We start from the raw sequence: 23615 nt of genomic DNA on the forward strand, positions 1-23615 counted from the left end.
CCTGTCGACGCTTTCGACGCCGCGGATCAGAGGGTTAACAGCATCATTCGGGGAGCGCTACCATCTCCGCCGCGGCCTCGCCGCGCGCGTCGTAGCGCGCCTGCGCCTGCGCGACCGCGCCCATCCGCGTCTCCGCCCAGTCGATCATCTGGCGCAGCGCGCCGAGCAGCTCGCGCCCGAGCGGCGTGACACGGTAGACCACCTTGATCGGTACGCTCGCCTCGACCTCGCGCGTGACCAGCCCGTCGCGCTCGAGCGAGCGCAGCGTCTGGCTCAGCATCTTCTGCGACAGGCCAGCGATGCGGCGCTTAAGCTCGCTGAAGCGCCGCGGCGAGTCGCCGAGCAGCAGCAGGATCAGCACGCTCCATTTGTCGCCGACGCGGTCGAGCAGGCGTCGCGTCGGGCAGTCGGCCGCGTAGACGTCACCGCGCGCGGTATCGCCGAAGTGACCAGGTGAGATCGAAGTGCCGTCTTGCATGACGTCGCGCCCTAGCCAAGTAGGTCACCGTTGGAAACCACCACGGAGGGCGACATGAAGGTAGCGGTGCTGGGCGCGAGCGGCCGCGCGGGCAAGGAGATCACGCGCGAGCTGGCGCGGCGCGGCCATCAGGTCACCGCGGTCGCGCGCCACCCGGAGGCGATCCCCACGGGCGACGGCGTCACCGCGGTAGCGGGCGACGCGCAGGACGCCGACGCGCTCGCCGGGCGCCTCCGCGGCCACGACGCGGTGATCAGCGCGCTCCACTTCGACGTCACCGCCGAGACTCTGCTGGGCGCGCTGCGTGCCGCGGGCGTGCCGCGGCTGCTGGTCACCGGTGGCGCGGCGAGCCTGCGCACCGCCGACGGCGGCCGGCTGATCGACTCGCCCGATTTTCCGGCGGCGTGGCGCGACATGGCGATGGGCGGGGTTCGCTTCCTGGAGGTGCTGCGCGGGGTAGAGGACATCGACTGGACCTTCTTCTCGCCCGCCGCGCTGATCGAGGAGGGGCCGCGCACCGGCCGCTTCCGGCTCGGCGATGACGAGCTGGTGGTCGACAGCGAGGGGCAGAGCCGGATCAGCTTCGCCGACTACGCGATCGCGATGGTCGACGAGCTGGAACAGCACCGCCACCCGCGCGCGCGCTTCACCGCGGCCTATTGAGGGGCGGGTGGCGAGTCCGCGACTGCTGTGCCGGTAGGCGGTAAAACCGCCGCCCCCTTCCGTCATCCCGGACTTGTTCCGGGATCCACCGTCCCGCACATCCTGGTGCCGCTGCTCTCGCGAAAGTCTGAATCCCGGAACAAGTCCGGGATGACGGCGGTGGTAGGGGAGCGTTGAGAAAGCTCCCGTCAGCGCAGCCCTCTCAACCCAGCGCCTTCTCCAGCTGCGCCTTACTCATCGTCGAGCGGCCCGGCACGTCCGCCTTCTTCGCGCGCTCGTAGAGCTCGGCCTTGCTCGGCCCGTGCCTGCGCTCGCGCCGCTCCGCCGCGCCCTTGCGGCGCTCGTTCTGCGCGGGGGTCTGCTGGTTCGACGCCCCCGCCTCGCTCAGCCCGATCGCGATCGCCTGCCTGCGGCTGGTGACCTTGCGCCCCGCGCTCGTCTCGAGCTCGCCTTCCGCGAACTCGTGCATCACGCGCTCGACCGTCTCCTGCTGCGCCTTGCTCTGCTTCGCCATCTCACCCGCTCCCGACGCGATGCGAGCGAGAACCGGGGCGCGCGGCGGACGGTTCCGACGATCCTCCCGTGCCGGGAAGGACTTGCGCCTTCAGAACGCCGCGATGCCGGTGATGGCGCGGCCGAGGATCAGCGCGTGGACGTCATGCGCGCCCTCGTAGGTGTTGACCGTCTCGAGGTTCATCAGGTGGCGCATCACCTGATACTCGCCCGAGATGCCGTTGCCGCCGTGCATGTCGCGCGCCGCGCGCGCTACGTCGAGCGCCTTGCCGACGTTGTTGCGCTTGACCAGCGAGACCATCTCGGGCGCGAACCGGCCCTCGTCCATCAGCCGCCCGACGCGCAGGCTCGCCTGCAACCCGAGCGCGATCTCGGTCTCCATGTCGGCCAGCTTCTTCTGGAACAGCTGCCGGCCGGCGAGCGGCGTGCCGAACTGCCTGCGGTCGAGGCCGTATTGCCGCGCCGCATGGAAGCAATATTCCGCCGCGCCCAGCGCGCCCCAGCTGATCCCGTAGCGCGCGCGGTTGAGGCAGCCGAACGGCCCCTTCAGCCCCGCCACGTTGGGCAGCAAGGCGTCCTCGCCGACCTCGACCTCGTCCATCATCACCATGCCGGTGATCGAGGCGCGCAAGCTCAGCTTGCCCTCGATCTTGGGCGTGGCGAGCCCCTTCGCGCCCTTCTCCAGCACGAAGCCGCGGATCGCGCCGTCGTGCGCGTCGCTCTTGGCCCAGATCACGAACACGTCCGCGATCGGGCTGTTCGAGATCCACGTCTTGGCGCCCGAGAGGACATAGCCGCCGTCGCTCTTGCGCGCGCGCGTCGTCATGCCGCCGGGATCGGAGCCAGCGTCGGGCTCGGTCAGGCCGAAGCAGCCGATCAGCTCGCCGCGCGCCAGCCCGGGCAGCCAGCGGTGGCGCTGCTCCTCCGAACCATAGGCGTAGATCGGGTACATCACGAGGCTCGACTGCACGCTCATCATCGAGCGATACCCTGAGTCGATCCGCTCCACCTCGCGCGCCACCAGCCCATAGGCGACATAGGAGGCGCCGACCCCGCCATATTCCTCCGGGATGGTCGGGCCGAGCAGCCCCAGCTCCCCCATCTCACGGAAGATCGCGGGATCGGTGTGCTCGTGCGCGAACGCCTCGACGATGCGCGGCGCGAGCTTGTCCTCGGCGTACGCCCGCGCGGTGTCGCGCACCATCCGCTCGTCCTCGCTCAGCTGATCGTCGAGCAGGAACGGGTCTGCCCAGTCGAACCGGCCCATCTGGGTCATGCGGTGATCAATCCTCTCCGATGTCGTGCCCGGCGCGGCCGGTCTCTGGCTCCGGCTCTAGCGCAGCGCGCGCGGTTTCGGAACCGCGCGAGGCGGGCAGCGCGATCTCGCAATGGACGCCGTCGTCGCGCAGCGCGAAGCGGGTGCGCGCGCCGAGCTGATAGGGCAAGGCATGCTCGATCAGCTCGCGCCCATAGCCGCCGCCCGGCGCCGGCGCGTCGGCGACGGGATCGCGCGCGACCCCGCTCTCGTGCCAGGTGACGTGCAGCATCGGCGAGCCCCCGTCCGCCGCGACTCGCCAGTCCAGCGCCAGCCGCCCGCCCCGCGGCGACAGCGCGCCATATTTGAGTGCGTTGGTGGCGAGTTCGTGGAGCGCGAGCGCGAAGGTCTGCACCGTGCTGGAGCGCAGCCGCACGCCGACCGGCCCGGTCATGGTCACCCGTCCCGAGCCGAGCCAGTCGGCGCCGCCGAGCGACTCGAGCTCGCTCCGCGCCAGCTCGTCGAAGGTGATGCGATCCCCCTCGCTGAGCCGCGCGAGCAGCCCGTTGACCCGCGCCAGCGCGCGCAGCCGGTCATCGAACCGGCCGGCGAAATCGTCGAGCGAGGCGCTGCTCGCGATCAGCTGGTTCGACAGGCCGCGGACGACGCCGAGCAGGTTACGCGTCCGGTGCTGCAGCTCGGCGACGAGCACCTCGAGCCGGTCCGAGCTCGCCTTGGCAGCGGTGGCATCCTCGCTGATCCCGCCGATGCGGTGGACCCGGCCCTCGCCGTCGCGGATCGGGAAAGCGGTGTCGCGCACCCAGCGCACCGCGCCGTCGGCGGCACGGCGGATACGGAACTCGGCGGTGACGGTCGCGCCCGCGCGGACGCGGCGCACCGCGTCGATCGCGCCGGCGCGGTCGGCGGGCAGGATCAGCCGCGCGACGCGGCGCAGGTCGTCGCGGCCGCCGACCGTCGCCAACGGCAGGCCGTACAGGCGCTCGAAGGCGGGGCTGGCATATTCGATGCGCAGGTCGCGCGCGTCGCGCACCCACAAAGCGTCGGCCGACGCGGCGCCGAACTGCCGGAAGCGCGCCTCGCTCTCGCGCAGCGCCGCCTCGGCGCGCTTGCGCGCAGTAAGATCGATCGTGACGACCAGCAGCGAGCGCGCCGGATCGCCCGGCGCACCGAGCGGGGTGATGCTGCTGTTCGCCCAGACGCTGGTGCCGTCGGAGCGATGGTAGCATTTGTCGAGCGTGGCGGTGCGCCCGCTCGCCAGCGCGCGTTCCACCGCGGCGACGGAGGGGGCGAGATAGGCCGGCTGGGTCACGTCGGCGACGCCGAGGCGCAGCAGCTCGGCCTCGTTGCGGCCGAGCAGACGACACAGCTCCTGGTTGACGCGCAGGAAACGTCCCTGCTGGTCGACCTCGGACAGGCCGACCGAGGCGGCGGAGAAGATCGCGCGCAGCCGCGCTTCCGCCGCGGCACGCTCGATGTCGCGGCCGCGCTCGGCCGTGACGTCGCGTTGCACGCCGATCCAGCCCTCGATCGCACCCGCGGCGTCGCGGATCGGATCGATCGTCCAGTCGACGACGTAGCGCGTGCCGTCCTTGCGATAGTTGACCGCCTCGCCGGCATAGCCGCGGCCGGCGCGCAGCGCGTCCCGGAGCGCGGCGAGCACCGCGCGATCGGTCTCGGGGCCCTGGAGGATCCGCGGCGTCGCCCCGAGCAGTTCGTGCTCGGCATAGCCGGTCAGCGCACACATCGCCGCGTTGACGAAGCGGATCACCGGCCCCGGGCGCTCGACCTCGGGTCCGGTGACGACGATGGCGTGCCCCGCCGCCATCGCGGCGCGGCGGAACCAGCGGGCGTCCTCCTCCTCGTGCGGCGATCCGGTCATCGCGCCGGTCTACCGGGCGTTATGCCCCACCGCCAGCGAGTTGACGGCGTCGCGGTACGCGGTGCGCGACGATGACGGTCGCCGCGCCCGGATCACCGCGCGCCGGACCGGGCGTCGCGGGCGGACCGGGGTGCCGCGCCGGCCGCCCCTCTTCCCGGCGTCATCCTGAACTCGTTTCAGGATGGCATTGCAGGGGATGACTGACGCTGCACCGCCCCTCAGAACTTCGCGCCCAGCCGCAGCCCGATCGTGCGCGGGGTGATCGGCACGGCATAGGGCCGCTGGTAGCAGGAGCCGCATTGGACGAAGCGGGCGATCTGGCCGCGCTCGTCCCACAGGTTACGCGCGAACAGCTCGAGCGTGTATTTGCCCCAGTCCGCTCCCAGCGCGAGATTGCCCGTGGTGTAGGCGGGCAGCCGGCCGATCTCCGCCGACGGATTGGCGAGACGGCCGGTGCCGACCTCCTCGACGCTGAGCCGGATGTCCGACGCCGCCGAGCTCTGGTGCGCCACCAGCCCCTGAAGGTAGGCCTTCGCCGCGCCGATGGGGACGGTGTAGCGCGCGGTCGCGCTCAGCTTGAAGCGCGGCGTGATCGGCAGGCGCCGGCCCGCCGCGGCGACCACGTCGCTGCCGTCGCCGATGCAGGTGACCGTCCGGCACAGATCGGTGCGTGTCTTGGCGTCGGTATAGGCGCCCGAGGCGGTGAAGGAGAGCGGCCCGGCGCTGACGTTGGCGTCCATCTCGATGCCGCGGATGCGCGCGTCGGGGCCGTTCTGGATCACGGTGAAGCTGTTCTCGCCCAGGAAGGCGAACTGGAACTGGTCCCAGTCCTGCTGGTACACCGCGCCGTTGATGCGCAACCGCCCGTCGAGCCAGGTCGTCTTCCAGCCGAGCTCGTAGTTGGTGAGGAAGTCGGCGTCATAGTCGCCGACGTCGCCGCGCCGGTTGATCCCGCCGGGCCGGAAGCCCTTCGACCAGGTCGCGTAGAGCAGCAACAGGTCGGTCGGCTTCCACGTCGCGTTGAAGCGGTAGGTCACGCCCTGGCCATCGGCGCGCTTGGGCACCACCGTGTTGCCCTTGACCACGCCGAGGTTGGCGCAGGGGATACCGCCGACATCCTTGGTCGTCAGGAAGGCGCTGGTGTCGCCGCCGTTAAGATAGGCGTCGCGCAGTGTGCCGCCGCCGGCGAGATAGCAGCTCGCCACGCCGGTGCGCGAGCTGCCCGCGGCGTTGAACGGCGAGGCCGTATAGGGCCGGCCGTCCTCGGGATCGACGCCGGGATTGCGGCCGAAGCCGAAGAAGCCGACGAGCGAATTGTCGTAGATGAAGGCGCGCCCGCCCGCGGTCAGCGTCAGCCGCGGCGTGAGGTCGTAGCTCGCCTCGCCGAACACCGCGTAATCCTTGTCGACGCGGTGCTGGCGGGTCAGCCACAGCGTGCCGGTATAGCCGTTGACCGACACGTCCGGGCCCAGGTTGGGGATCTGATAGTCCTGGAAGATCAGGTTGCTCTGCCGCTGGTAGAAGCCACCCGCGACGATCCGGAAGGGCTGGTCCGCGGGCGAGGCGACGCGCAGCTCTTGGCTGGTCTTCTTGAAATGGTCGCGCCCGACGACGCGCTGGCGTGGGTCGACGGTGTTGCCGGCGGCGTCCTGGTAGTAGAAATAGCCCGCCAGCCCGCCGACCGACGAGTAGAGCGAGTCATAGGCTTCCGAGTAATCGGTATAGTCGGTCGACTGCTCGGCGCGGCGGTCGAGATAGGCGCCGGCATAGGTCACGTCCCAGTTGCCGAGCTGCCCCTCGATCGTCAGCGCCGCCTGGGCGAAGCGATCCTTGCGATATTCGGGGTAGAAATGCTGCACCTCGAGGTCGCCGACCTTCGGGTCGAAGGCGTAGCTGCCGTGGCTGCGCTGTTCCTGGTAGAGGAAGGTCGGCGTCGCGGTCCAATTGTCGTCGAGGTCGATCTTGAGCGCGGCGCGGCCGCCATAGGTCTCGGTGTCGTTATAGTCCTTCTCGACGAACTGGTCGTTGGTGACGGTGATGCCGCCGGGCTGGGGCAGGAAGCTGCGCGTGCCGGGCACGTTGTCGATGAAGCCGGCGTCGCGCTGGTAGAAGCCGACCACGCGCAGCGCCATGCGCTCGCTGATCGGGATGTTGAGCATCCCCTCGGTGGTATAGCCGATCCCGCCCGAGCGGACGCTGTTCACCTCGCCGTCGACGCGGCCGTAGAAGCCGGCGGTGTCGGGCTTGTTGGTGATGATGCGGATCGTCCCCGCCTCGCTCGACGCGCCGTAGAGCGTGCCCTGCGGGCCGGCGAGGCTCTCGATCCGCGCGACGTCGTAGATGTGGATGTCGAGCGTGCCGCCGATCGTGGTGACGGGCTGCTCGTCGAGATAGGTGCCGACCGAGGGCAGCGAGCCCGAGTGGTTGCCGTCGCCGCCCGAGGCGACGCCGCGCATGTAGACGGTGGTGACGCCGGGCTGCGACGACTGGAACGCCACCGATGGCAGCAGCTGAGTATATTCGTTGAAGTTCGAGACGTTGAGCTGATCCAGCCGGCGCGTGCCGATGGCCTGGATGCTGATCGGCACGTTCTGGATGTTCTCGTCGCGCTTCTGCGCGGTGACGATGATGTCGCCGTCGGTGGTGCTGCTGTTCTGCGGCACGTCGGCCTGGGTGGTCTGGCCCGAGCCGGTCGGCGCGGCGGCGACCTGGTCGGACGCCGTGCCCTGAGCCGCCGCCGGGGACGCGATCGCGGCCGACGCGAGAAGCTGCACCAGCACGCGACGTTTGAAGCTGACCACCACAATGCCCCCATTGTTGCGACTGTATGACGGGCATGCTGCGCTGCGGCGGGTGGCTTCGTCAATCGGGGGGGCGCCGAGGTGCGACATTTTGTTGCCGCGGCGATGCTGCGGGTGGGGCGCGTCGCATGGTAATCCCTGGTGTAAGCGACACTAAGGGTCGGCGGCGCGCGGGCGACCGGGCTTTCGCGGTACCCCCGTCATCCCTGCGGAGGCAGGGATCCAGACGCGCGGACCTTCGTGAAAGAGCCGGCACGTCGGCGTGTATGGATCCCCGCCTCCGCGGGGATGACGGACGAAATTGGGCGATACGTCGCGGGCGAGAGGACAATGGTGTGAGCGCCCCGTCACACCTGCGCCGTCAGCAACCCAGCCTGATCCATGTCGCTGTAGCCAGCGCGGTCTTTCCCCTCGGGCGAATTTCGCCTCCTCCACGCAGCGCCCGCACCGCTCGCTCGTTGTCGCCGACCATGCAGACGATGATCGACCGCGCCGTTCCCGCCGAGGAGCCACGCGAGGCCCCGCCCGCCCCGCCCGTCCTGTGGATCGCGCTCGGCCTCGCCGGGCTGGTCGGCGTGGCGCTGCTCGCGCGGCTGGTCGCGGGCGGTGCGCCGCTCGCCTGGGATCGCGCGATCATGCTCGCGCTGCGCGTGCCCGGCGACCCGGCGCAGCCGATCGGCCCGCGCTGGCTGCATGCCGCACTGATCGACGTCACCGCGCTGGGCAGCGGCACGGTGCTGACGCTGGTGGTGGCGGGGGCGATCGGGCTGCTGCTGGTGCGGCGGCTGTGGCTCACCGCGGCGCTGATCGCGGCGGCGACGATCAGCGGCTCGATCATCGCGGCGCAGGCGAAATACTGGGTCGGCCGGCCGCGGCCCGAGCTGGTCGACCATCTCGTCCAGGTCACCGGTCTCAGCTTCCCGAGCGGGCACGCCACCAACAGCGCGCTGGTGTATCTCACGCTCGCCGGGCTGGTGGCGCAGGTGGCGGACGGTCGCGCGGTGCGCAGCTACATCTTCGCGATCGCGACCCTGCTAACCGGATCGATCGGGGTGAGCCGCGTGTACCTCGGGGTGCACTGGCCGTCGGACGTGCTGGCAGGCTGGTGCGCCGGCACCGGATGGGCGGCGCTGTGGTGGTGGCTCGGCGCGACGCTGCGGCGTTCGCTGGCGCGTTAGCCGTCGATCCAGCGACGCGTTCTCGTGCTCCGGCGGACGCCGGAGCCCGGGTTCACGAGCGTGACGGGCGTGGCTCTGGGCTCCCGCGTCCGAAGGAGCACCGCGATCCCGGCGACGAGGTTCGCGCGCTAGTCCGCGCGCGCCGCCGCGAGCAGCCGCCGCGCCGCGGCCAGGTGCGGCGCATCGACCATGCGGCCGTCGAGCTGGAGCGCGCCCGCGCCCGGATTGGTTTCGAACAGCGCGACCACGCGCCGCGCCGCCGCGAACTCTGCCTCGCTCGGCGTGAACGCGGCGTTGATCACCGCCACCTGCGCGGGATGGATCGCCATCATGCCCGTGAAGCCGTCGCGCCGGCCACGCGCGGCATAGGCGCCGAGCCCGTCGAGGTCGCGGAAGTCGGGATAGACCGTCTCGATCGCGGGCACCCCGGCGGCGTGCGCGGCGAAGAGCGCGAGCGCGCGCACCACCCTGTACGGATCGGTATAGCCGCCGTCGGCCTCGCGCGACGACAACGCCCCGATCGCCGCGGGCAAGTCCTCCGCGCCCCAGGTCAGCCCCGCCAGCCCGGCGCCGTCATAGTCGCCGAGCGCGAAGACCGCGCGCGGCGTCTCGGTCGCGATAGGCAGCACCGGATAGTCGCCCGGCAGCGCCTCGCGGAGCGCGGCCACGGTGGCGCGCCCCTCCGCCTTGGGCAGCACCACGCCGATCAGCGGCGCGCCCGCCAACGCGGCGACGTCGGCGGCGAACGCCTCGGTCGCGACCGGGTTGACCCGCACCAGCAGCGCCGGCCCGCCCGGCGCCCGCTCGATCAACCTCCGCACCGCATCGCGCGCCGCCGGCTTGGCGGCGGGCGCGACCGAATCCTCCAGGTCGAGGATCAGCGCGTCGGCGCCGAGCCCGAGCGCTTTCTCCATCCGCTCCGGGCGGTCGCCCGGCACGAACAGGAGCGAGCGCCACGTCACCGCGCGCGTTCGGCCAGCTGCCGCTCCCACGCCAGCGCGTCGCGGACGATCCCTTCCAGGTCGTCGCGGCGCGGCGCCCAGTCGATCGTGCGCAGGATGGCGGCGTTGTCCGCGACCAGCTCGGCCGGGTCGCCCGCGCGGCGACCCTCCAGCCGGCGCTCGATCGGGTGGTTGGTGACGCGGTCGACCGCGTCGAGCACCTCGAGCACCGAGAAGCCGCGGCCGTAGCCGCAGTTGAGCGTGTGGCTCTCGCCCGGCCGGTCGACCAGCAGCTTGAGCGCGGCGACATGCGCCTCGGCGAGGTCGCTGACGTGGATATAGTCGCGCACCCCGGTGCCGTCGCTGGTCGGGAAGTCGGTGCCGTAGACCGACACCGCGGCGCGCTTGCCCGTCGCCGCCTCGACCGCGATCTTGATCAGGTGGGTCGCGCCGACGGTCGACTGGCCGCTGCGCCCCTGCGGGTCCGCGCCGGCGACGTTGAAATAGCGCAGGCAGCAGTGATTCATCGGATGCGCCGCCGAGACGTCCTTGAGCATATGCTCGGTCATCAGCTTGGACATGCCGTAGGGATTGATCGGCACCTTGGGGTCGTTCTCGGCGACGGGAACGCGCTCGGGCGTGCCATAGGTTGCCGCGGTCGACGAGAAGATGAAGTGCGGCACGCCCTCGGCCACCGCGCTCTCGATCAGGCTGCGCGTCGCCGCGGTGTTGTTGCGATAATATTTGAGCGGGTCGATGACCGACTCGGGCACCACGACCGAGCCGGCGAAATGCATGATCGCGCGGATGTTGTGCTCGCGGATCACATCGCGCACGCGCGCGTCCTCGACCGCGACGTTGACGAAGGCGGCGCGCGGGTCGACCGCCCAGTCGAAGCCGGTGACGAGATTGTCGATGACGACCACGTCATAGCCCGAGTCGAGCAGCGCGAGCACGGCGTGGCTGCCGATATAGCCGGCACCGCCGGTCACCATCACCTTGCCGTCGAGCGTCGCGTCCTGCGTCATGCCTGTCTCCCGTGCCGTTGCCGCCGCCTAGCGGCTTCCTACATGACACGCAAAGGAGACGCTTTTCATGACGGAATATGCGACGCTGGCGGGTGGCTGCTTCTGGTGCACCGAGGCGGTGTTCAAGGACGTGATCGGGGTCGAGAGCGTCGAGAGCGGCTATATCGGCGGCCACGTCCCCAACCCGACCTACAAGCAGGTGTGCGGCGGCGACACCGGCCACGCCGAGGCGATCCGCGTCGGCTTCGACCCCGCGCAGGTGAGCTACGCCGACCTGCTCGATATCTTCTTCGCCACGCACGACCCGACGCAGCTCAACCGCCAGGGCAATGACGTCGGCACGCAGTACCGCTCGGCGATATTCCCCGAGACGGTGATGCAGGAGGAGCAGGCCAACCAGGCGATCGCGCGTGCGCAGGAGACGGTCCCGGGCAAGATCGTGACCACGATCGAGGAGTTCGGCGACTGGTACCCCGCCGAGGGCTATCACCAGGACTATTGGGAGACCTCTGGCCGGTCGAACCCCTATTGCATGGCGGTGATCCCGCCCAAGCTGCAGAAGCTGCGCAAGAGCTTCGCCGCGCGCAGCAAGGCGAGCGCGCCGGCGGCGTAAGAGTGGGGTGGCCGGCCTGGATTCAGGAGGTGGCCGGGTGCGCCGGCCACCGATCTGCTGGCCGCGCTCCCTTCCTCCGTTTCCTCCGTCATCCCGGACGTGTCCCGGGATTCACTCGTCCACGGGAGCAACGTAGCCTGAGTACGCGGAACGCTGGATCCCGGAACAAGTCCGGGAGGACGAAGCGGGTGTGGAGGCTTCGTCGCGGACATCACGTCATCCTCGCCTCGCGCCGGGAGCCGGTATGGGCACTCCATCATGCCCTTCCCGTCATCCCGGACTTGGTCCGGGATGACGCTGGCGACGCGCCTGGCAAGACATCTTCCCTCATGCCACCCATGCTCCTGCGCACGCAGGAGACCCGGGTGACACGCGATCCGCTCGCCGCCTTGGGTTCCTGCATCCAAAGAAGACACCGCGCCGCCGCCTAACGCCGCGCCGCGCGCCGCAGTCGGTCGTTGATCGCCACGCCCACGCCCGCCTCGGGCACCGGCGCCACCGCGATCCGCGCGCGCGCACTCGCGTCGGCGCGGTGCAGCGCATCGAACAGCCGCGCCGCCGCCTCGACCGGGTCGCCCGTCGCCGACAACGTGTCGTCGCCCGCGACCGCGCCATAGCCGATCAGCCACTCGTCCGCGTCCGCGGTCATCGCCGCCAGCCGCAGCGGCTTGCGCGGCGCGTAGTGGGTCGCGAGCTGCCCCGGCGCGCTGACGTGCGCGGTCGTGCCCGGCGCGACCGCCAGCACCTCGCCCAGCCTCTCCGCGGTGACCGGGCCGGGGCGCAGGATCGTCCGCCCCGCGACGATCGTCGACTCCACCCCCGCCTCGGTCGCGCCGTCGTCGAGGATCAGCGGCACCGCCGCGCCGAGGCTCGCCGCGACATGCTCGGCGCGGGTCGGGCTGATCGCGTTGCTCGCGTTGGCGGAGGGCGCCGCCAGCGGCGCGCCGCTCGCCGCCAGCAGCGCGCGCATCGCGCGGTGCGCCGGCACGCGCAGCGCGATCGTGTCGAGCCCGGCGGTGACGAGCGAGGCCACTCCCGCCCCCCCGCTCGCCTGCCCACGCAGCGGCAGCACCAGCGTCAGCGGCCCCGGCCAGAAGCGCGCCGCCAGCGCGCGCGCGTCGTCGTCGAACACCGCCAGCCGCTCCGCCGCGGCGAGGTCGAGCACGTGGACGATCAGCGGGTTGAAGCTGGGCCGTCCTTTGGCGGCGTAGATCCGCGCCACGGCGGCCGAATCACGCGCGTCGGCGGCGAGGCCGTAGACCGTCTCGGTCGGCACCGCGACGATCCCGCCGGCGCGGATCGCCGCCGCCGCGGCCGCGACCGCGGCCGTGCCGTAGCGTCGGATCTCGGGGAGTTGAGCGCTCATCGCACCGGGTATAGCGAGGGCGCACAGGAGAGAGAAATGACCTTCGTCCCCGCCATCGCCGATCAGCGCTTCGTCCTCGATCACGTCGTCGGGCTCGACGAGATCGCGCGGCACGAGCGCTTCGCCGCCGCCAGCGCCGACACGGTCGAGGCGGTGCTCGAGGGCATCGGCGCGTTCGCGGAAGGCGAATGGGCGCCGCTCGCCATCGCAGGCGACCGCGTCGGCGCGCGCTGGACCACGGAAGGCGTGGTCATGCCCGAGGGCTATCGCGCCGCCTACCAGGCCTATGTCGAGGGTGGCTGGGGCACGATCGGGGTCGACGAGCGCTGGGGCGGCCAGGGCCTGCCCTTCGTCGTCCAGGCCGCGGTGCTGGAGACGCTCGGCACCGCCAACATGGGCTTCGCGCTCGCGCCGATCCTCACCGTGGGCGCGATCGAGGCGCTGGCGCACCACGGCACGCCCGAGCAGCAGGCGTCCTACCTGCCCAAGCTCGCCAGCGGCGAATGGACGGGCACGATGAACCTCACCGAGCCGCAGGCGGGCAGCGACGTCGGCGCGCTGCGCACCACCGCGACACCGCGTGGGGATGGCACGTACCTGATCAACGGGACCAAGATCTTCATCAGCTTCGGCGACCACGACCTCGCCGACAACATCGTCCATCTCGTGCTCGCGCGCACGCCCGATGCGCCCGCGGGGACGCGCGGCATCTCGCTGTTCCTCGTCCCCAAGGTACGGCTCGACGGTGCGCCCAACGACGTGCGCGCGGTGTCGATCGAACATAAGCTGGGGCTCCACGCCTCGCCCACCTGCGTGCTGTCGTTCGGCGACAACGGCGACTGCGTCGGCGAGCTGATCGGCCCCGAATATGGCGGGATGCGCGCGATGTTCACGATGATGAATAACGCGCGCCTTAACGTCGGCGTCCAGGGCGTGCAGGTGGCCGAGGGCGCGACGCAGAAGGCCGCGGCCTACGCGCGCGACCGTGTCCAGGGCGCGCGCGACGGCGCCCCCGCGGCGATCGTCGAGCACGCCGACGTGCGCCGCATGCTGCTGCGGATGAAGGCGCAGACGATGGCGGCACGCGCGCTCGTCTACTACGCCTGCGGCCAGGTCGACCGCGCCACGCTCGGCGACGCCAAGGCGCGCGAGCGGCTCGAGATGATGACCCCGCTCGCCAAGGCGCACGCCACCGATCTGGGCAACGAGGTGGCGAGCCTGGGCGTGCAGGTCCACGGCGGGATGGGCTATGTCGAGGAGACCGGCGCGGCGCAGTTCTTCCGCGACGCGCGGATCACCCCGATCTACGAGGGAACGAACGGGATCCAGGCGGCCGACCTGGTCGGGCGCAAGCTGTCGCTCGCCAACGGCGGCGCCTTCGCCGACCTGATCGCGGACCTGCGCCGCGACGCGCGCCATCCCGCGCTGGTGCGGCTGGTCGACGCCTGCGAGGCGGTCGGGCGGCGGCTGCAGGGCGCGAGCGCGGACGACCGCCAGGCGGCGAGCTATCCCTTCCTGACGATGCTGTCGGTGGCCTCATGCGGCTGGCTGATGGAGCGCCAGGCGGCGGTGTCCACGGCCGACGCGGTGAAGCGCGCGGCCTGCGCCTTCTATCTCGACCAGATCGTGCCCGAGGCGCTCGGGCTGGAAGCCGCGGCGAACGCGAGCGCGGAGGTGCTGTACGCGCTGCCCGCGGGGGCCTTTTAGGGGCGCGAGGGCGTGTGGTGGCGGAGGAGTGCTCCGCCTCCTCTCAGCTCCACCCCGGCGGACGCCGGGGTCCTATTGGGAAGGCCGTCGTGGGAGCCACGACCGTCCCCCACCTGGGCCTCGGCGTCCGCCGGGGCGGTTATGGGGAAAGCGCGCGCGCCGAACTCATCCGCGTGCCCCGGCGAAGGCCGGGGCCCAGGTGGTAGACGCTGCGCAAGAGTTATCACGGCCTACCCAACTGGGCCCCGGCCTGCGCCGGGGCACAAGCGCAGCGGTGGGCGGAGCACGCCTATCTCAACCACCCGCTCACTCCCCCGACGGGCACCCGCTCGCCGGGTTCGGCCCCGCGCTCTCGGGATACCAGCGTGCCACCTTGCGGTCCTCGTCATAGTAGCAGACCGCGCCCGAGCCGCCGTCGGGCGCCAGCGCGATCGCCCAATTGTGCGGCCCGCAATTGTGCGGCTCGCAGCCGTAGGCGAGCACGCGGCCCTCGACCTCGGCGATCGGCGTGGCGGTAACGTCGGTGTCGAGCACGCGCGCGCGCACGCCCTCGTCGGGCACCGCCGCCGCCACCGCCGCGCGCACCGCCGGGTCGGCGAGGAAGCTGCCGCCCCCCTCCACCGCGTCGGTCGGGTAGTGGCCGACGTAGCGTGCCAGCGCCGCGACGGGCGTGGCGGCGGCGCTGGGCGACGCGCTCGGCTTCGCGGCCGGCACGGTGTTGCCGGGCTGGTCGGGCTGCTGCTGGCAGGCGGCGAGCGCGGCAAAGGCCGCGAGGGAGATCAGGCGTCGCATCACGCCGGACAACGCCTCAGCCGGCGACTCGTTCGAGCAGGTCGGTCGCGTCGAGCCCGAGCAGGTCGATCCGCTCGCGGATACGCGGCCACTGGTGCGCGACGAAATCCTCGCGCTCGGCGCGGCGCAGTCGCTCCGCCGCCCCCGCCAGCACGAACATGCCGACGCCGCGGCGCACCTCGACATAGCCGTCGTCCTGGAAGCTCTGATAGGCCTTGGCGACGGTGAGCGGGTTGGCGCCATGCTCGGCGGCGAGCGCGCGCACCGAGGGGAGCTGGTCGCCGGCGGCATAGTCGCCGCGCAGGATCGCCGCGGCGATCGTGCCGCGTAGCCGGAGATACACCGGCGAGTCGTCGCTGCTCAGCGCTGCCATGCTGCGTTAATACACTATATAACGTGATTGTCGAGCCGGGCGCGCGGTTCACTCGTCCGCCGGCAGCTCGCCCACGACGATCCGAGCGTCCGGCCATGCGGCATCGTGCAGCTGGCGCAGCCGCTCGAGCTGGTATCGGGAGGCGGCGATCACCGCCGCCGCGGCGAGCGCTCCGTCGCGGTGGAGCGCCACCACCGCCACGTCGTCGAGCGCGGCGAGCGCCTCCTCGTCGATCGTGTAGAGTCCGTCGAGCGCGTGGTCGCGCGCGTCGGCGCGGCGGAGCACCAGCCGCCACGGCCGCAGCAGCCGGTAACGCGCGAGCGCCTCGGCCAGCGCGCGCGCCGCGGCGACGTCCTCGACCAGCCGGCGCAGCTTATGGCGCAGCTCGTCCACCAGCGGAGTCGCCGCGCCGCCCTCCACCAGAGCCGCGCCACGCGCACCCAGCGACGCGTCGGCGGGGTCGATCGCGAGCCCGCTGCCGCCCTCGGCGAGGCGGAAGGCGCCGAGCAGCACCGCCTGCGGCATGTAGGTGGCATGGAAGCCGCCCGCGCCGGCGAAGAGGTTGTCGCCGCCCAGCGCCATCAGCGCGACCAGGTTGAAGCGGCCGGTGCCGCCGTCCTTGGCGAAGCACAGGGGCATGTCGCATGCCGCCACCGCGATCTCGCCGCGCCCGAGCTGCGCGATCGCCCGCCCCCGCCCCGCCGCCGCCGCGTCGAAGCGCAGCGCACCGTGGCGCGCGGGATCGAGCGCGACCGGTGGGCTCATACCGCCTGCAACCCGTGCTCGCGCACCGCGCGGATCAGGTCGCGGTGGCGCGGCAGCCGCTGCATCGCCTCGGCGCGCGCGCGTTCGGCGCGGGCGAGGTGGCGCCGCGCCAGCGCGCTCTCGGGCGCGGCCGGGTCGACCCGCGCGTAGTGCGCGTCGAAGCGCATGCCGTGGAGCACGTACTGGTAGCTCGGCCAGGAGAAGACCTCGCGCGCGTGCTCGAAGTCCTGCGGCGCGGGCGGCTGCGTGCGCCACAGCTCCAGCCGCTCCGCCAGACCGTCGGGCCAGGTCGCGGGCGAGGCATTGTCGCGCCAGAAGTCGGTGTCGGTGCGCTTGGTGATCGCGTAGTGAAGCTTGAGGAACTCGATGATGCGCGCCCAATGGTGCGTGAAGGCGGCGTTGAACTGGCGCGCGGCGACGCGCATCGCGCCGCGCGTGCGCGGCAGCCGGTCGGCGATCGCGTCCATGGACGCCTCGATCAGCATCAGCGCCGAGGCCTCAAGCGGCTCGATGAACCCCGCCGACAGCCCGACCGCGACGACATTGTTCTGCCAGAAACGCTCGCGGTGCCCGCCGTCGATCGTGATCCGGCGCGCGGTGAGCGAGTCGGCGGCGGGGCCGACATAGCGGCGCAGCGCCGCCTCGGCCTCGTCGTCGCCGATATGCGCGCTGCTGTAGACATGGCCGACGCCGCGGCGGGTCCACAGCCCGATGTCCCAGATCCACCCCGCCGCCTGCGCGGTGGAGACGGTGTGGCAGGTGATCGGCGCGTCCTCGCTGTCGTACGGCACCTGGAGCGCGATGGCGCGGTCGGCGAACAGCACGTCGCCGCAGCGCCGGAACGGGACCTCGTACACGCCGCCGATCAGCAGCGCGGCGAAGCCGGTGCAGTCGACGAACAGGTCGCCCGCGATCTCTGCCCCGTCGGCGAGCACCAGTGCGGTGACGTCGCCGCCCTCGGCCTGCTCGACGCGAGCGACGTCGCCGAGCACGTGGCGCACGCCGAGCCGCTCGACCGCATGCTCGCGCAGCAGCGTGGCAAACTTGCCCGCGTCGAGATGATAGGCGTAATTCGCCTGGCCGACCCACTCGGGCGTGGTGATCGACTTGGGCGCGAGCCCGGCGTCGCAGAGCGTCGCTTGGAAGTCGACCCAGGTGGCGAAGTCCGCCGCCTCCGGCGCGTCGGACTGGGCGAGCCAGTGCGGCGCGAGGTCGAGCTCGGTCGCGCCCGCGGGCGGGTTGAGCGGGTGATAATAGCCCTCGCCCGGCGAATCATCGGTCCAGCCGGCGAATCGCGCACCCTGTTTGAACGCGGCGTCGCAGCCGCGAACGAAGTCGGTTTCGGAGATCCCGATCTTCGACAACGTGTTACGCATCGTCGGCCAGGTGCCCTCGCCGACCCCGACGGTGGGGATGCGCGCCGACTCCACCAGCGTCACCGCGACGCCGCTGCGCGTGCGCTGCGCCTGGGCGGCGAGTCGACACGCCGCGATCCATCCCGCCGAGCCGCCGCCGACCACTACCACTTCAGTCACGGGCGCGTCGTCATGCCGTTGATTTGGCGACATTATCTCTCTCGAACCTCTCCACTGCGACGTCTTCGCGTCGTTTACGTAATCGATCCCACTTGTATTTGTCAGATATATCCGTGAGACTGTTTTCGACAGCACACGCATAACAAGTGTGGCTGCGATAGGGGAGGATGACGGTGGCGACCAGCTTTCGGCAAGTGACGGCGCGTGCTTTTCTGTTCTCGGGCGGCATGGGATGCGCGATCGGCGCGCTGATCGCCGCCACCCCGGTGCTGGCGCAGGAAGCGCCGCCCGCGGTCTCCGCCCCGCCCGGCCAGGCCGACGCCGACGGCACGGCGGGTGACATCGTCGTCACCGGCATCCGCGGCAGCATCGCCTCCTCCGCCGCGCAGAAGCGCGACGCGGTCGGCATCCTCGACGCGATCTCCTCGGAGGACCTCGGCAAGTTCCCGGACGCGAACGTCGCCGAGTCGCTCCAGCGCATCCCCGGCGTCGCGATCGACCGCACCAACGGCGAGGGCGCGCAGGTCAGCGTGCGCGGCCTGGGGCCGGCGTTCAACACGGTGCTGTTCAACGGCCGCAGCTTCGCCAGCGACAATTACAACCGCGCCTTCTCGTTCGACCTGATCCCGGCCGAGCTGATCAGCGGCGCGCAGGTGTACAAGACCGCGCAGGCGCCGCTGCAGGGCGGCGGCATCGGCGCGACGATCAACGTGCAGACGCCGCGCCCGCTCGCGCTCAAGGGTTTCAAGGTGATCGCCACCGGCAAGGCCTTGTACGAGAAGAACAGCGACAAGTTCACGCCGCAGGGCTTCGGGTTGATCAGCAACACCTTCGCCGACGGCACGATCGGCCTGCTCGCCTCGGTCTCGTACCAGCGCCGCATCGCGCAGATCGCCTCGGTCAGCAACGACGGCTATCTGCCCAACAGCTCGGTCGGGCCGAACAGCAACCCGATCGCGACCAACGTGTATGCGCCGCGCAACTTCGACGTGAACACCGCGCGCGACGACCGCACCCGCCTCGGCGCGACGGTGGTGGCGCAATATCAGCCCACCGACGAGCTGACCTTCACGCTCGACGGCCTGTACAACAAGTTCAAGAGCGACTCGAAGACGCGCGCGCTCGGTGCCTGGTTCGAGCCGACCAGCTACACCGCGGCGACGATCGACGACAATCGTACCGTCACCTCGCTCACCACCAACGGCAACGCCGATTTCATCTCCTCCGGCGCGCTGCGCGAGACGACGACCTGGGAGGGCGGCTTCAACGCCGAGTGGAACCCGGCCAACAACTTCAAGATGGTGATCGACGCGTCCTACTCGCGCGCCAAGAACGCGGGCGGCGGCGGCTCCTATTTCACCGTGATCGGGACGCCCACGCCTTATTCCTTCACCCAGGCGGACGGGAACGGCATCCCCACGGTCAACGGCTTCGCCGACGGCGTGCTCACCAACCCGGCGCTCGGCCGCACCCATATCGCGGGGATCAACGGCAACGACGTCACCGAGAAGGTGCAGGAATATCGCTGGAACAACGAGTGGAAGCCCGCGCTGGGCGTGCTTCAGACGGTGCGCTTCGGCCTGATGAGCACGACACGCGACAAGACCAACGTCGCGGTCACCTCGGGCGACGACGTCGGCTGCGTCTATTGCGGCTATCCGACGCTGGCCGACTCGTCGCTGCTGTCGCCCTTCACGGTGAAGGGGCTGGGCGCGCCGAGCGGCTCGGTACCGACCACCTTCCTCACCTATGACGCGTTCAAATACCTCAACTTCCTGGCGAGCCCGGCGGCGACCTCGGCGCTCGACGCCAAGTATAATCTCGCACCGGGCACGACCGCGGCGCGCTACGCCGCGACCAACGGCTATGCCGTCGCGCCCCAGCCGGGCACCCGCGTGAAGGAGACGGTGTGGGCGAGCTACGCCGACGTCGACTTCTCGGGTGAACTCGGCAGCATGCCGTGGCTGGTCAACGTCGGCGCGCGCTACGAATATACCGAGCTGACCTCGTCGGGCAGCCAGCGCCAGCTGGTCGACCTCACCCCGACCCAGGGCAACCCGCCGACCGATCCGACCATCTACGTCGGCGTCTTCGCGAGCCCGACCGGCACGCCGATCTCGCAGAAATCGTCGTACAGCAACTTCCTGCCCGCGCTCAACGCGCGGCTCAACTTCACGCAGGAGCTGCAGGTCCGCTTCGCCGCCTACAAGACGCTGACCCGCCCGGCGATCGGCGACCTCGCGCCGAGCCTCGACATCGGCACGCTGCGCCCGGCCACGCTCACCGCGAGCGGCGGCAACCCCAATCTCAAGCCGTACCAGGCGAAGAACCTCGATTTGTCGCTCGAATGGTATCCGACGCGGACGACCACGCTGTCGGCGGCGGTGTTCTACAAGAAGGTGGACGATTTCATCATCCAGCTGTTCGGCGACGAACTGTTCCCGATCCGCAACGCGGGCAACGCGCAGGGCGTCGGGCTGCCGGTGGGTGGCCTGATCGTCGACCAGAACACCGCGCGCTTCAGCGTGCGGCGGCCGCGCAACGCCCAGTCGCTCGACATCAAGGGGCTCGAGCTCAACCTGGTGCACACGTTCGACTGGCTGCCGGGCGTGCTGAGCGGCTTCGGCGTCCAGGCCAATGCCACCTTCGTCAGCACCAACCGCGACTTCGACGTCAGTCAGGTGGGCCAGTCGTTCGCCGCGGAGGGGATCGGCAACTCGCAGAATGCCACCGTCTTCTACGAGAAGTACGGCATCTCGGCGCGCATCGCCTATAACCGCCGCGAGCGCTTCCTGCGCGAGCTCGCCGGCGGCGCCGGCAACGAGCCGATCTTCGTGCGCGACTATGGCCAGTTCGACGGCAGCGTCGCGGTGAACGTGACGCCCTACGCCCAGGTGTTCGTGGAGGGCACCAACCTGTTCAACGCCAAATATTACACCACCGGCCGCTTCGATAACCAGCTGCTGCAATACCAGAACTTCGGGCCGCGCTACGACGCCGGCGTGCGCTTCTCGTTCTGATCGCCGCGGCCCCGCGCCGGTCCTCGCGAGGGGGCGGGGTTGCCTACCTTCTCGGAATGAGCCCCTCCCCGTCAGGGGAGGGGTTGGGGCGGGGCGTCTCCGCAGACGCTACGTTCGTGGGAACGCCCCACCCCGATCCTCCCCTGACGGGGAGGAGGACGGCGTCCGGCGTCGGCGCTGCTCAGCCCCTCAGCCGCGCCGCGTGCCAGTCGAGCTGCTCGCCCATGAACGTCGACACGAACAGGTACGAATGGTCGTAGCCCGCGCGCATCCGCAGCTCGAGCGGGATGCCCGCCGCCGCGCAGGCGCGCGCGAGCAGTTCCGGGCGGAGCTGCTCGGCGAGGAAGGCGTCGGCCTCGCCTTGGTCGACCAGCAGCTCGGGCACGCGCGCGCCGTCCTCGATCAGCGCGACCGCGTCGTGGCGGCGCTTCGCCGCGGCGTCGTCGCCGAGGTAGCGGTCGAGCGCCTCGCCCCAGGGCACCTGCGTCGGCGCGACGATCGGCGCGAAGGCGGATACCGCGCGGTAGCGGCCTGGGTGACGCAGCGCCGCGGTCAACGCGCCGTGCCCGCCCATCGAATGGCCCATGATCGACTGGCGCGCCGCATCGACCGGGAATTCGGTCTCGATTAGCGCGGGCAGCTCCGCGGTGACATAGGACCACATGCGGTAATGCGTCGACCAGGGCGCCGCGGTGGCGTCGACGTAGAATCCGGCGCCCTCGGCGAAGTCCCAGCGGTCCTCGTCGGGCACCTCGTCGCCGCGCGGGCTGGTATCGGGCGCGACGAAGATCAGCCCGTGGCGCGCGCAATGCGCGCGATATTCGCCCTTGTCGGTGACGTTGGCGTGGGTACAGGTCAGCCCGGAGAGGTACCAGACGACCGGCAGCGTCGCGCCCGGCGCGTGATCGGGGACGTAGACCGAGAAGGTCATGTCGGTGCCGGTCGCGCCGCTGCGGTGGCGGTAGACGCCCTGCGTGCCGCCATGCGCGCGCGCGGTCGAGACGGTCTCCATGCTTCCTCCTCCGCTCAGGCGACGCGATGGGTCGCGCAGACCTTGTTGCCCGCGGGGTCGCGCAGATAGGCGAGGTACAGCTCGCGCCCGCCGGTGACGTGGCGCACGCCCGGCGGCGCCTCGATCGCGGTACCGCCGCTGGCGACACCAGCGGCGTGCCACGCCTCGACCTGCTCGGGCGAGGTCGCGCGGAACCCGAGCGTCCCGCCGTTGGCGTGGCTGGCGGGCTGGCCGTCGATCGGGCGCGTGACCAGGAAGCGGCCGCCGTCGTGCGCGTAGACCAACCGTCCCCACTCGTCGATCACGCCCGGCGCCGCGCCGAGCGCCCCCAGCGTCGCGTCGTAGAAGGTCTGGGCGGCGGCGATGTCGTCTGCGCCGAGCATGACGTGGCTGAACATGATCTCTCTCCTAAACTCCTCCCCGCTTGGCGGGGAGGGGGACCGCCGCGCGCAGCGCGGTGGTGGAAGGGGCTCGCCACGCAGCGCAGCGCTCGCGGAGAACCCCCTCCACCAGCCTGCGGCTGGTCCCCCTCCCCGTGCCGGGGAGGATTAATAAACCACCACGCTGCGGATGCTCTCGCCGGCGTGCATCAGGTCGAAGCCCTTGTTGATCTCGTCGAGGCTGAGCCGGTGCGTGATCATCGGGTCGATCTGGATCATCCCGTCCATGTACCAGTCGACGATCTTGGGCACGTCGGTGCGCCCGCGCGCGCCGCCGAAGGCGGTGCCCTTCCACACTCGCCCGGTGACGAGCTGGAACGGGCGCGTCGCGATCTCCTTGCCCGCCTCGGCGACGCCGATCACGATCGACTCGCCCCAGCCGCGGTGCGCGCTCTCCAGCGCCTGGCGCATCACCACGGTGTTGCCGGTGCAGTCGAACGTATAGTCGCCGCCGCCGTCGGTCATGGCGATCAGGTGCGGGACGAGGTCGCCCACGTCGCGCGGGTTGACGAAGTCGGTCATGCCGAAGCGGCGGCCCCAGTCCTCGCGGTCGGGGTTGATGTCGACGCCGATGATGCGGTGCGCGCCGGCCAGCCTGGCGCCCTGGATCACGTTGAGCCCGATTCCGCCGAGCCCGAACACGATCACGGTCGCGCCCGGCTCGACCTTGGCAGTGTTGACCACCGCGCCCACCCCGGTGGTGACGCCGCAGCCGATGTAGCAGCTGGTGTCGAACGGCGCGTCGGGGCGGATCTTGGCGACCGCGATCTCGGGCAGCACGGTGAAGTTGGAGAAGGTCGAGCAGCCCATGTAATGGTAGATCGGCTGGCCCTTGTAGCTGAAGCGGGTGGTGCCGTCGGGCATCAGCCCCTTGCCCTGGGTCGCGCGGATCGCGGTGCACAGGTTGGTTTTCTGGCTAAGGCACGACTTACACTGGCGGCACTCGGGCGTGTAGAGCGGGATGACGTGGTCGCCCGGCACCACGCTGGTGACGCCCGCGCCCACCTCGCGCACCACGCCGCAGCCCTCGTGGCCGAGCACGCTGGGGAACAGCCCCTCGCTGTCGAGCCCGTCGAGCGTATAGGCGTCGGTGTGGCAGATGCCGGTGGCCATGATCTCGACCAGCACCTCGCCGGCCTTCGGTCCCTCCAGGTCGAGCTCGACGATCTCGAGCGGCCGCTTGGCCTCGAACGCGACGGCGGCGCGGGTCTTCATGGGGCGGCCTCTCTGTCTTA

Annotated in this window: 20 protein-coding genes; 5 read left to right on the forward strand and 15 right to left on the reverse strand. The window is 71.0% G+C overall.

Translation table 11 applies throughout. The annotated features are described in order from the left end of the window. Positions 1-43 precede the first annotated feature (43 nt). Positions 44-478 (reverse strand): helix-turn-helix domain-containing protein, encoded by a 435-nt coding sequence (locus FHY02_RS10075; protein WP_183921796.1) that lies wholly within the window; start codon positions 476-478, stop codon positions 44-46. 54 nt (positions 479-532) lie between these two features. On the opposite strand from FHY02_RS10075, the gene FHY02_RS10080 reads away from it, so the two are divergent. Continuing rightward, complete coding sequence (locus tag FHY02_RS10080) at positions 533-1141, forward strand: NAD(P)-dependent oxidoreductase (protein ID WP_183922039.1); 609 nt, start codon at positions 533-535, stop codon at positions 1139-1141. 202 nt (positions 1142-1343) lie between these two features. On the opposite strand, the gene FHY02_RS10085 is transcribed toward FHY02_RS10080, so the two are convergent. The 4 genes from FHY02_RS10085 to FHY02_RS10100 form a co-directional block, all read right to left on the reverse strand. Next, positions 1344-1655 carry a DUF6496 domain-containing protein gene (locus FHY02_RS10085; RefSeq protein WP_183921797.1) on the reverse strand — a complete coding sequence of 104 codons (312 nt, stop codon included), beginning with the start codon at positions 1653-1655 and terminating at the stop codon, positions 1344-1346. A gap of 90 nt (positions 1656-1745) precedes the next feature. Beyond that, positions 1746-2930 carry an acyl-CoA dehydrogenase gene (locus FHY02_RS10090; RefSeq protein WP_183921798.1) on the reverse strand — a complete coding sequence of 395 codons (1185 nt, stop codon included), beginning with the start codon at positions 2928-2930 and terminating at the stop codon, positions 1746-1748. Positions 2931-2937: 7 nt separating this feature from the next. Beyond that, positions 2938-4809: a PAS domain S-box protein gene (locus FHY02_RS10095; protein ID WP_183921799.1), complete on the reverse strand. Its 1872-nt coding sequence runs from the start codon at positions 4807-4809 to the stop codon at positions 2938-2940. 218 nt (positions 4810-5027) lie between these two features. Further along, on the reverse strand, positions 5028-7610 hold the full coding sequence (locus FHY02_RS10100) for a TonB-dependent receptor (protein WP_311731815.1): 2583 nt from the start codon (positions 7608-7610) through the stop codon (positions 5028-5030). A 470-nt stretch (positions 7611-8080) separates the two neighbouring features. Between FHY02_RS10100 and FHY02_RS10105 the strand changes: the two genes are divergently transcribed. Further along, positions 8081-8788 (forward strand): phosphatase PAP2 family protein, encoded by a 708-nt coding sequence (locus FHY02_RS10105; RefSeq protein WP_260172837.1) that lies wholly within the window; start codon positions 8081-8083, stop codon positions 8786-8788. 128 nt (positions 8789-8916) lie between these two features. Here FHY02_RS10105 and FHY02_RS10110 read toward each other — a convergent pair whose 3' ends face one another. Together FHY02_RS10110 and galE are read right to left on the reverse strand one after the other, a co-directional pair. Continuing rightward, positions 8917-9750, reverse strand: coding sequence for a CoA ester lyase (locus tag FHY02_RS10110; protein ID WP_183921801.1), 834 nt, complete (start codon positions 9748-9750; stop codon positions 8917-8919). Next, positions 9747-10757: a UDP-glucose 4-epimerase GalE gene (galE, locus tag FHY02_RS10115; protein WP_183921802.1), complete on the reverse strand. Its 1011-nt coding sequence runs from the start codon at positions 10755-10757 to the stop codon at positions 9747-9749. The genes FHY02_RS10110 and galE overlap by 4 nt, the downstream gene beginning before the upstream one ends. Positions 10758-10824: 67 nt before the next feature. Between galE and msrA the strand changes: the two genes are divergently transcribed. Beyond that, positions 10825-11370 (forward strand): peptide-methionine (S)-S-oxide reductase MsrA, encoded by a 546-nt coding sequence (msrA, locus tag FHY02_RS10120; protein WP_183921803.1) that lies wholly within the window; start codon positions 10825-10827, stop codon positions 11368-11370. Positions 11371-11797: 427 nt separating this feature from the next. Here msrA and FHY02_RS10125 read toward each other — a convergent pair whose 3' ends face one another. Then, positions 11798-12736, reverse strand: a complete 939-nt coding sequence (locus tag FHY02_RS10125; RefSeq protein WP_183921804.1) for an L-threonylcarbamoyladenylate synthase — start codon at positions 12734-12736, stop codon at positions 11798-11800. Between the two features lie 36 nt (positions 12737-12772). On the opposite strand from FHY02_RS10125, the gene FHY02_RS10130 reads away from it, so the two are divergent. Continuing rightward, the gene (locus FHY02_RS10130) at positions 12773-14443 is read left to right on the forward strand and encodes an acyl-CoA dehydrogenase (protein WP_183921805.1); all 1671 of its coding nucleotides are present in this window, start codon (positions 12773-12775) and stop codon (positions 14441-14443) included. 306 nt (positions 14444-14749) lie between these two features. Here the strand turns inward: FHY02_RS10130 and FHY02_RS10135 are convergent, their stop codons facing one another. The 4 genes from FHY02_RS10135 to FHY02_RS10150 are packed head-to-tail and all read right to left on the reverse strand — an operon-like array spanning position 14750 to position 17941. Beyond that, positions 14750-15235: a hypothetical protein gene (locus tag FHY02_RS10135; RefSeq protein WP_183921806.1), complete on the reverse strand. Its 486-nt coding sequence runs from the start codon at positions 15233-15235 to the stop codon at positions 14750-14752. Between the two features lie 16 nt (positions 15236-15251). Further along, a complete protein-coding gene (locus tag FHY02_RS10140) occupies positions 15252-15608 on the reverse strand; it encodes a GntR family transcriptional regulator (RefSeq protein WP_183921807.1) in 357 nt (118 codons plus the stop codon). A gap of 48 nt (positions 15609-15656) precedes the next feature. Further along, positions 15657-16373 (reverse strand): SapC family protein, encoded by a 717-nt coding sequence (locus FHY02_RS10145; protein ID WP_183921808.1) that lies wholly within the window; start codon positions 16371-16373, stop codon positions 15657-15659. Then, on the reverse strand, positions 16370-17941 hold the full coding sequence (locus FHY02_RS10150; protein ID WP_183921809.1) for a tryptophan halogenase family protein: 1572 nt from the start codon (positions 17939-17941) through the stop codon (positions 16370-16372). Before FHY02_RS10150 ends, FHY02_RS10145 begins: the two co-directional genes overlap by 4 nt. 140 nt (positions 17942-18081) lie before the next feature. Between FHY02_RS10150 and FHY02_RS10155 the strand changes: the two genes are divergently transcribed. Beyond that, entirely contained in the window at positions 18082-20928 is a 2847-nt protein-coding gene (locus FHY02_RS10155) for a TonB-dependent receptor (RefSeq protein WP_183921810.1), read from the forward strand. A 181-nt stretch (positions 20929-21109) separates the two neighbouring features. On the opposite strand, the gene fghA is transcribed toward FHY02_RS10155, so the two are convergent. The 3 genes from fghA to FHY02_RS10170 form a co-directional block, all read right to left on the reverse strand. After that, complete coding sequence (gene fghA / locus FHY02_RS10160; protein ID WP_183921811.1) at positions 21110-21940, reverse strand: S-formylglutathione hydrolase; 831 nt, start codon at positions 21938-21940, stop codon at positions 21110-21112. A gap of 14 nt (positions 21941-21954) precedes the next feature. Next, positions 21955-22338 (reverse strand): VOC family protein, encoded by a 384-nt coding sequence (locus FHY02_RS10165; protein WP_183921812.1) that lies wholly within the window; start codon positions 22336-22338, stop codon positions 21955-21957. 150 nt (positions 22339-22488) lie between these two features. Further along, positions 22489-23595 (reverse strand): S-(hydroxymethyl)glutathione dehydrogenase/class III alcohol dehydrogenase, encoded by a 1107-nt coding sequence (locus tag FHY02_RS10170; RefSeq protein ID WP_183921813.1) that lies wholly within the window; start codon positions 23593-23595, stop codon positions 22489-22491. Positions 23596-23615: the final 20 nt, after the last annotated feature.

It is taken from the genome of Sphingomonas sp. BK069, assembly GCF_014193405.1.
Lineage (GTDB): Bacteria > Pseudomonadota > Alphaproteobacteria > Sphingomonadales > Sphingomonadaceae > Sphingomonas.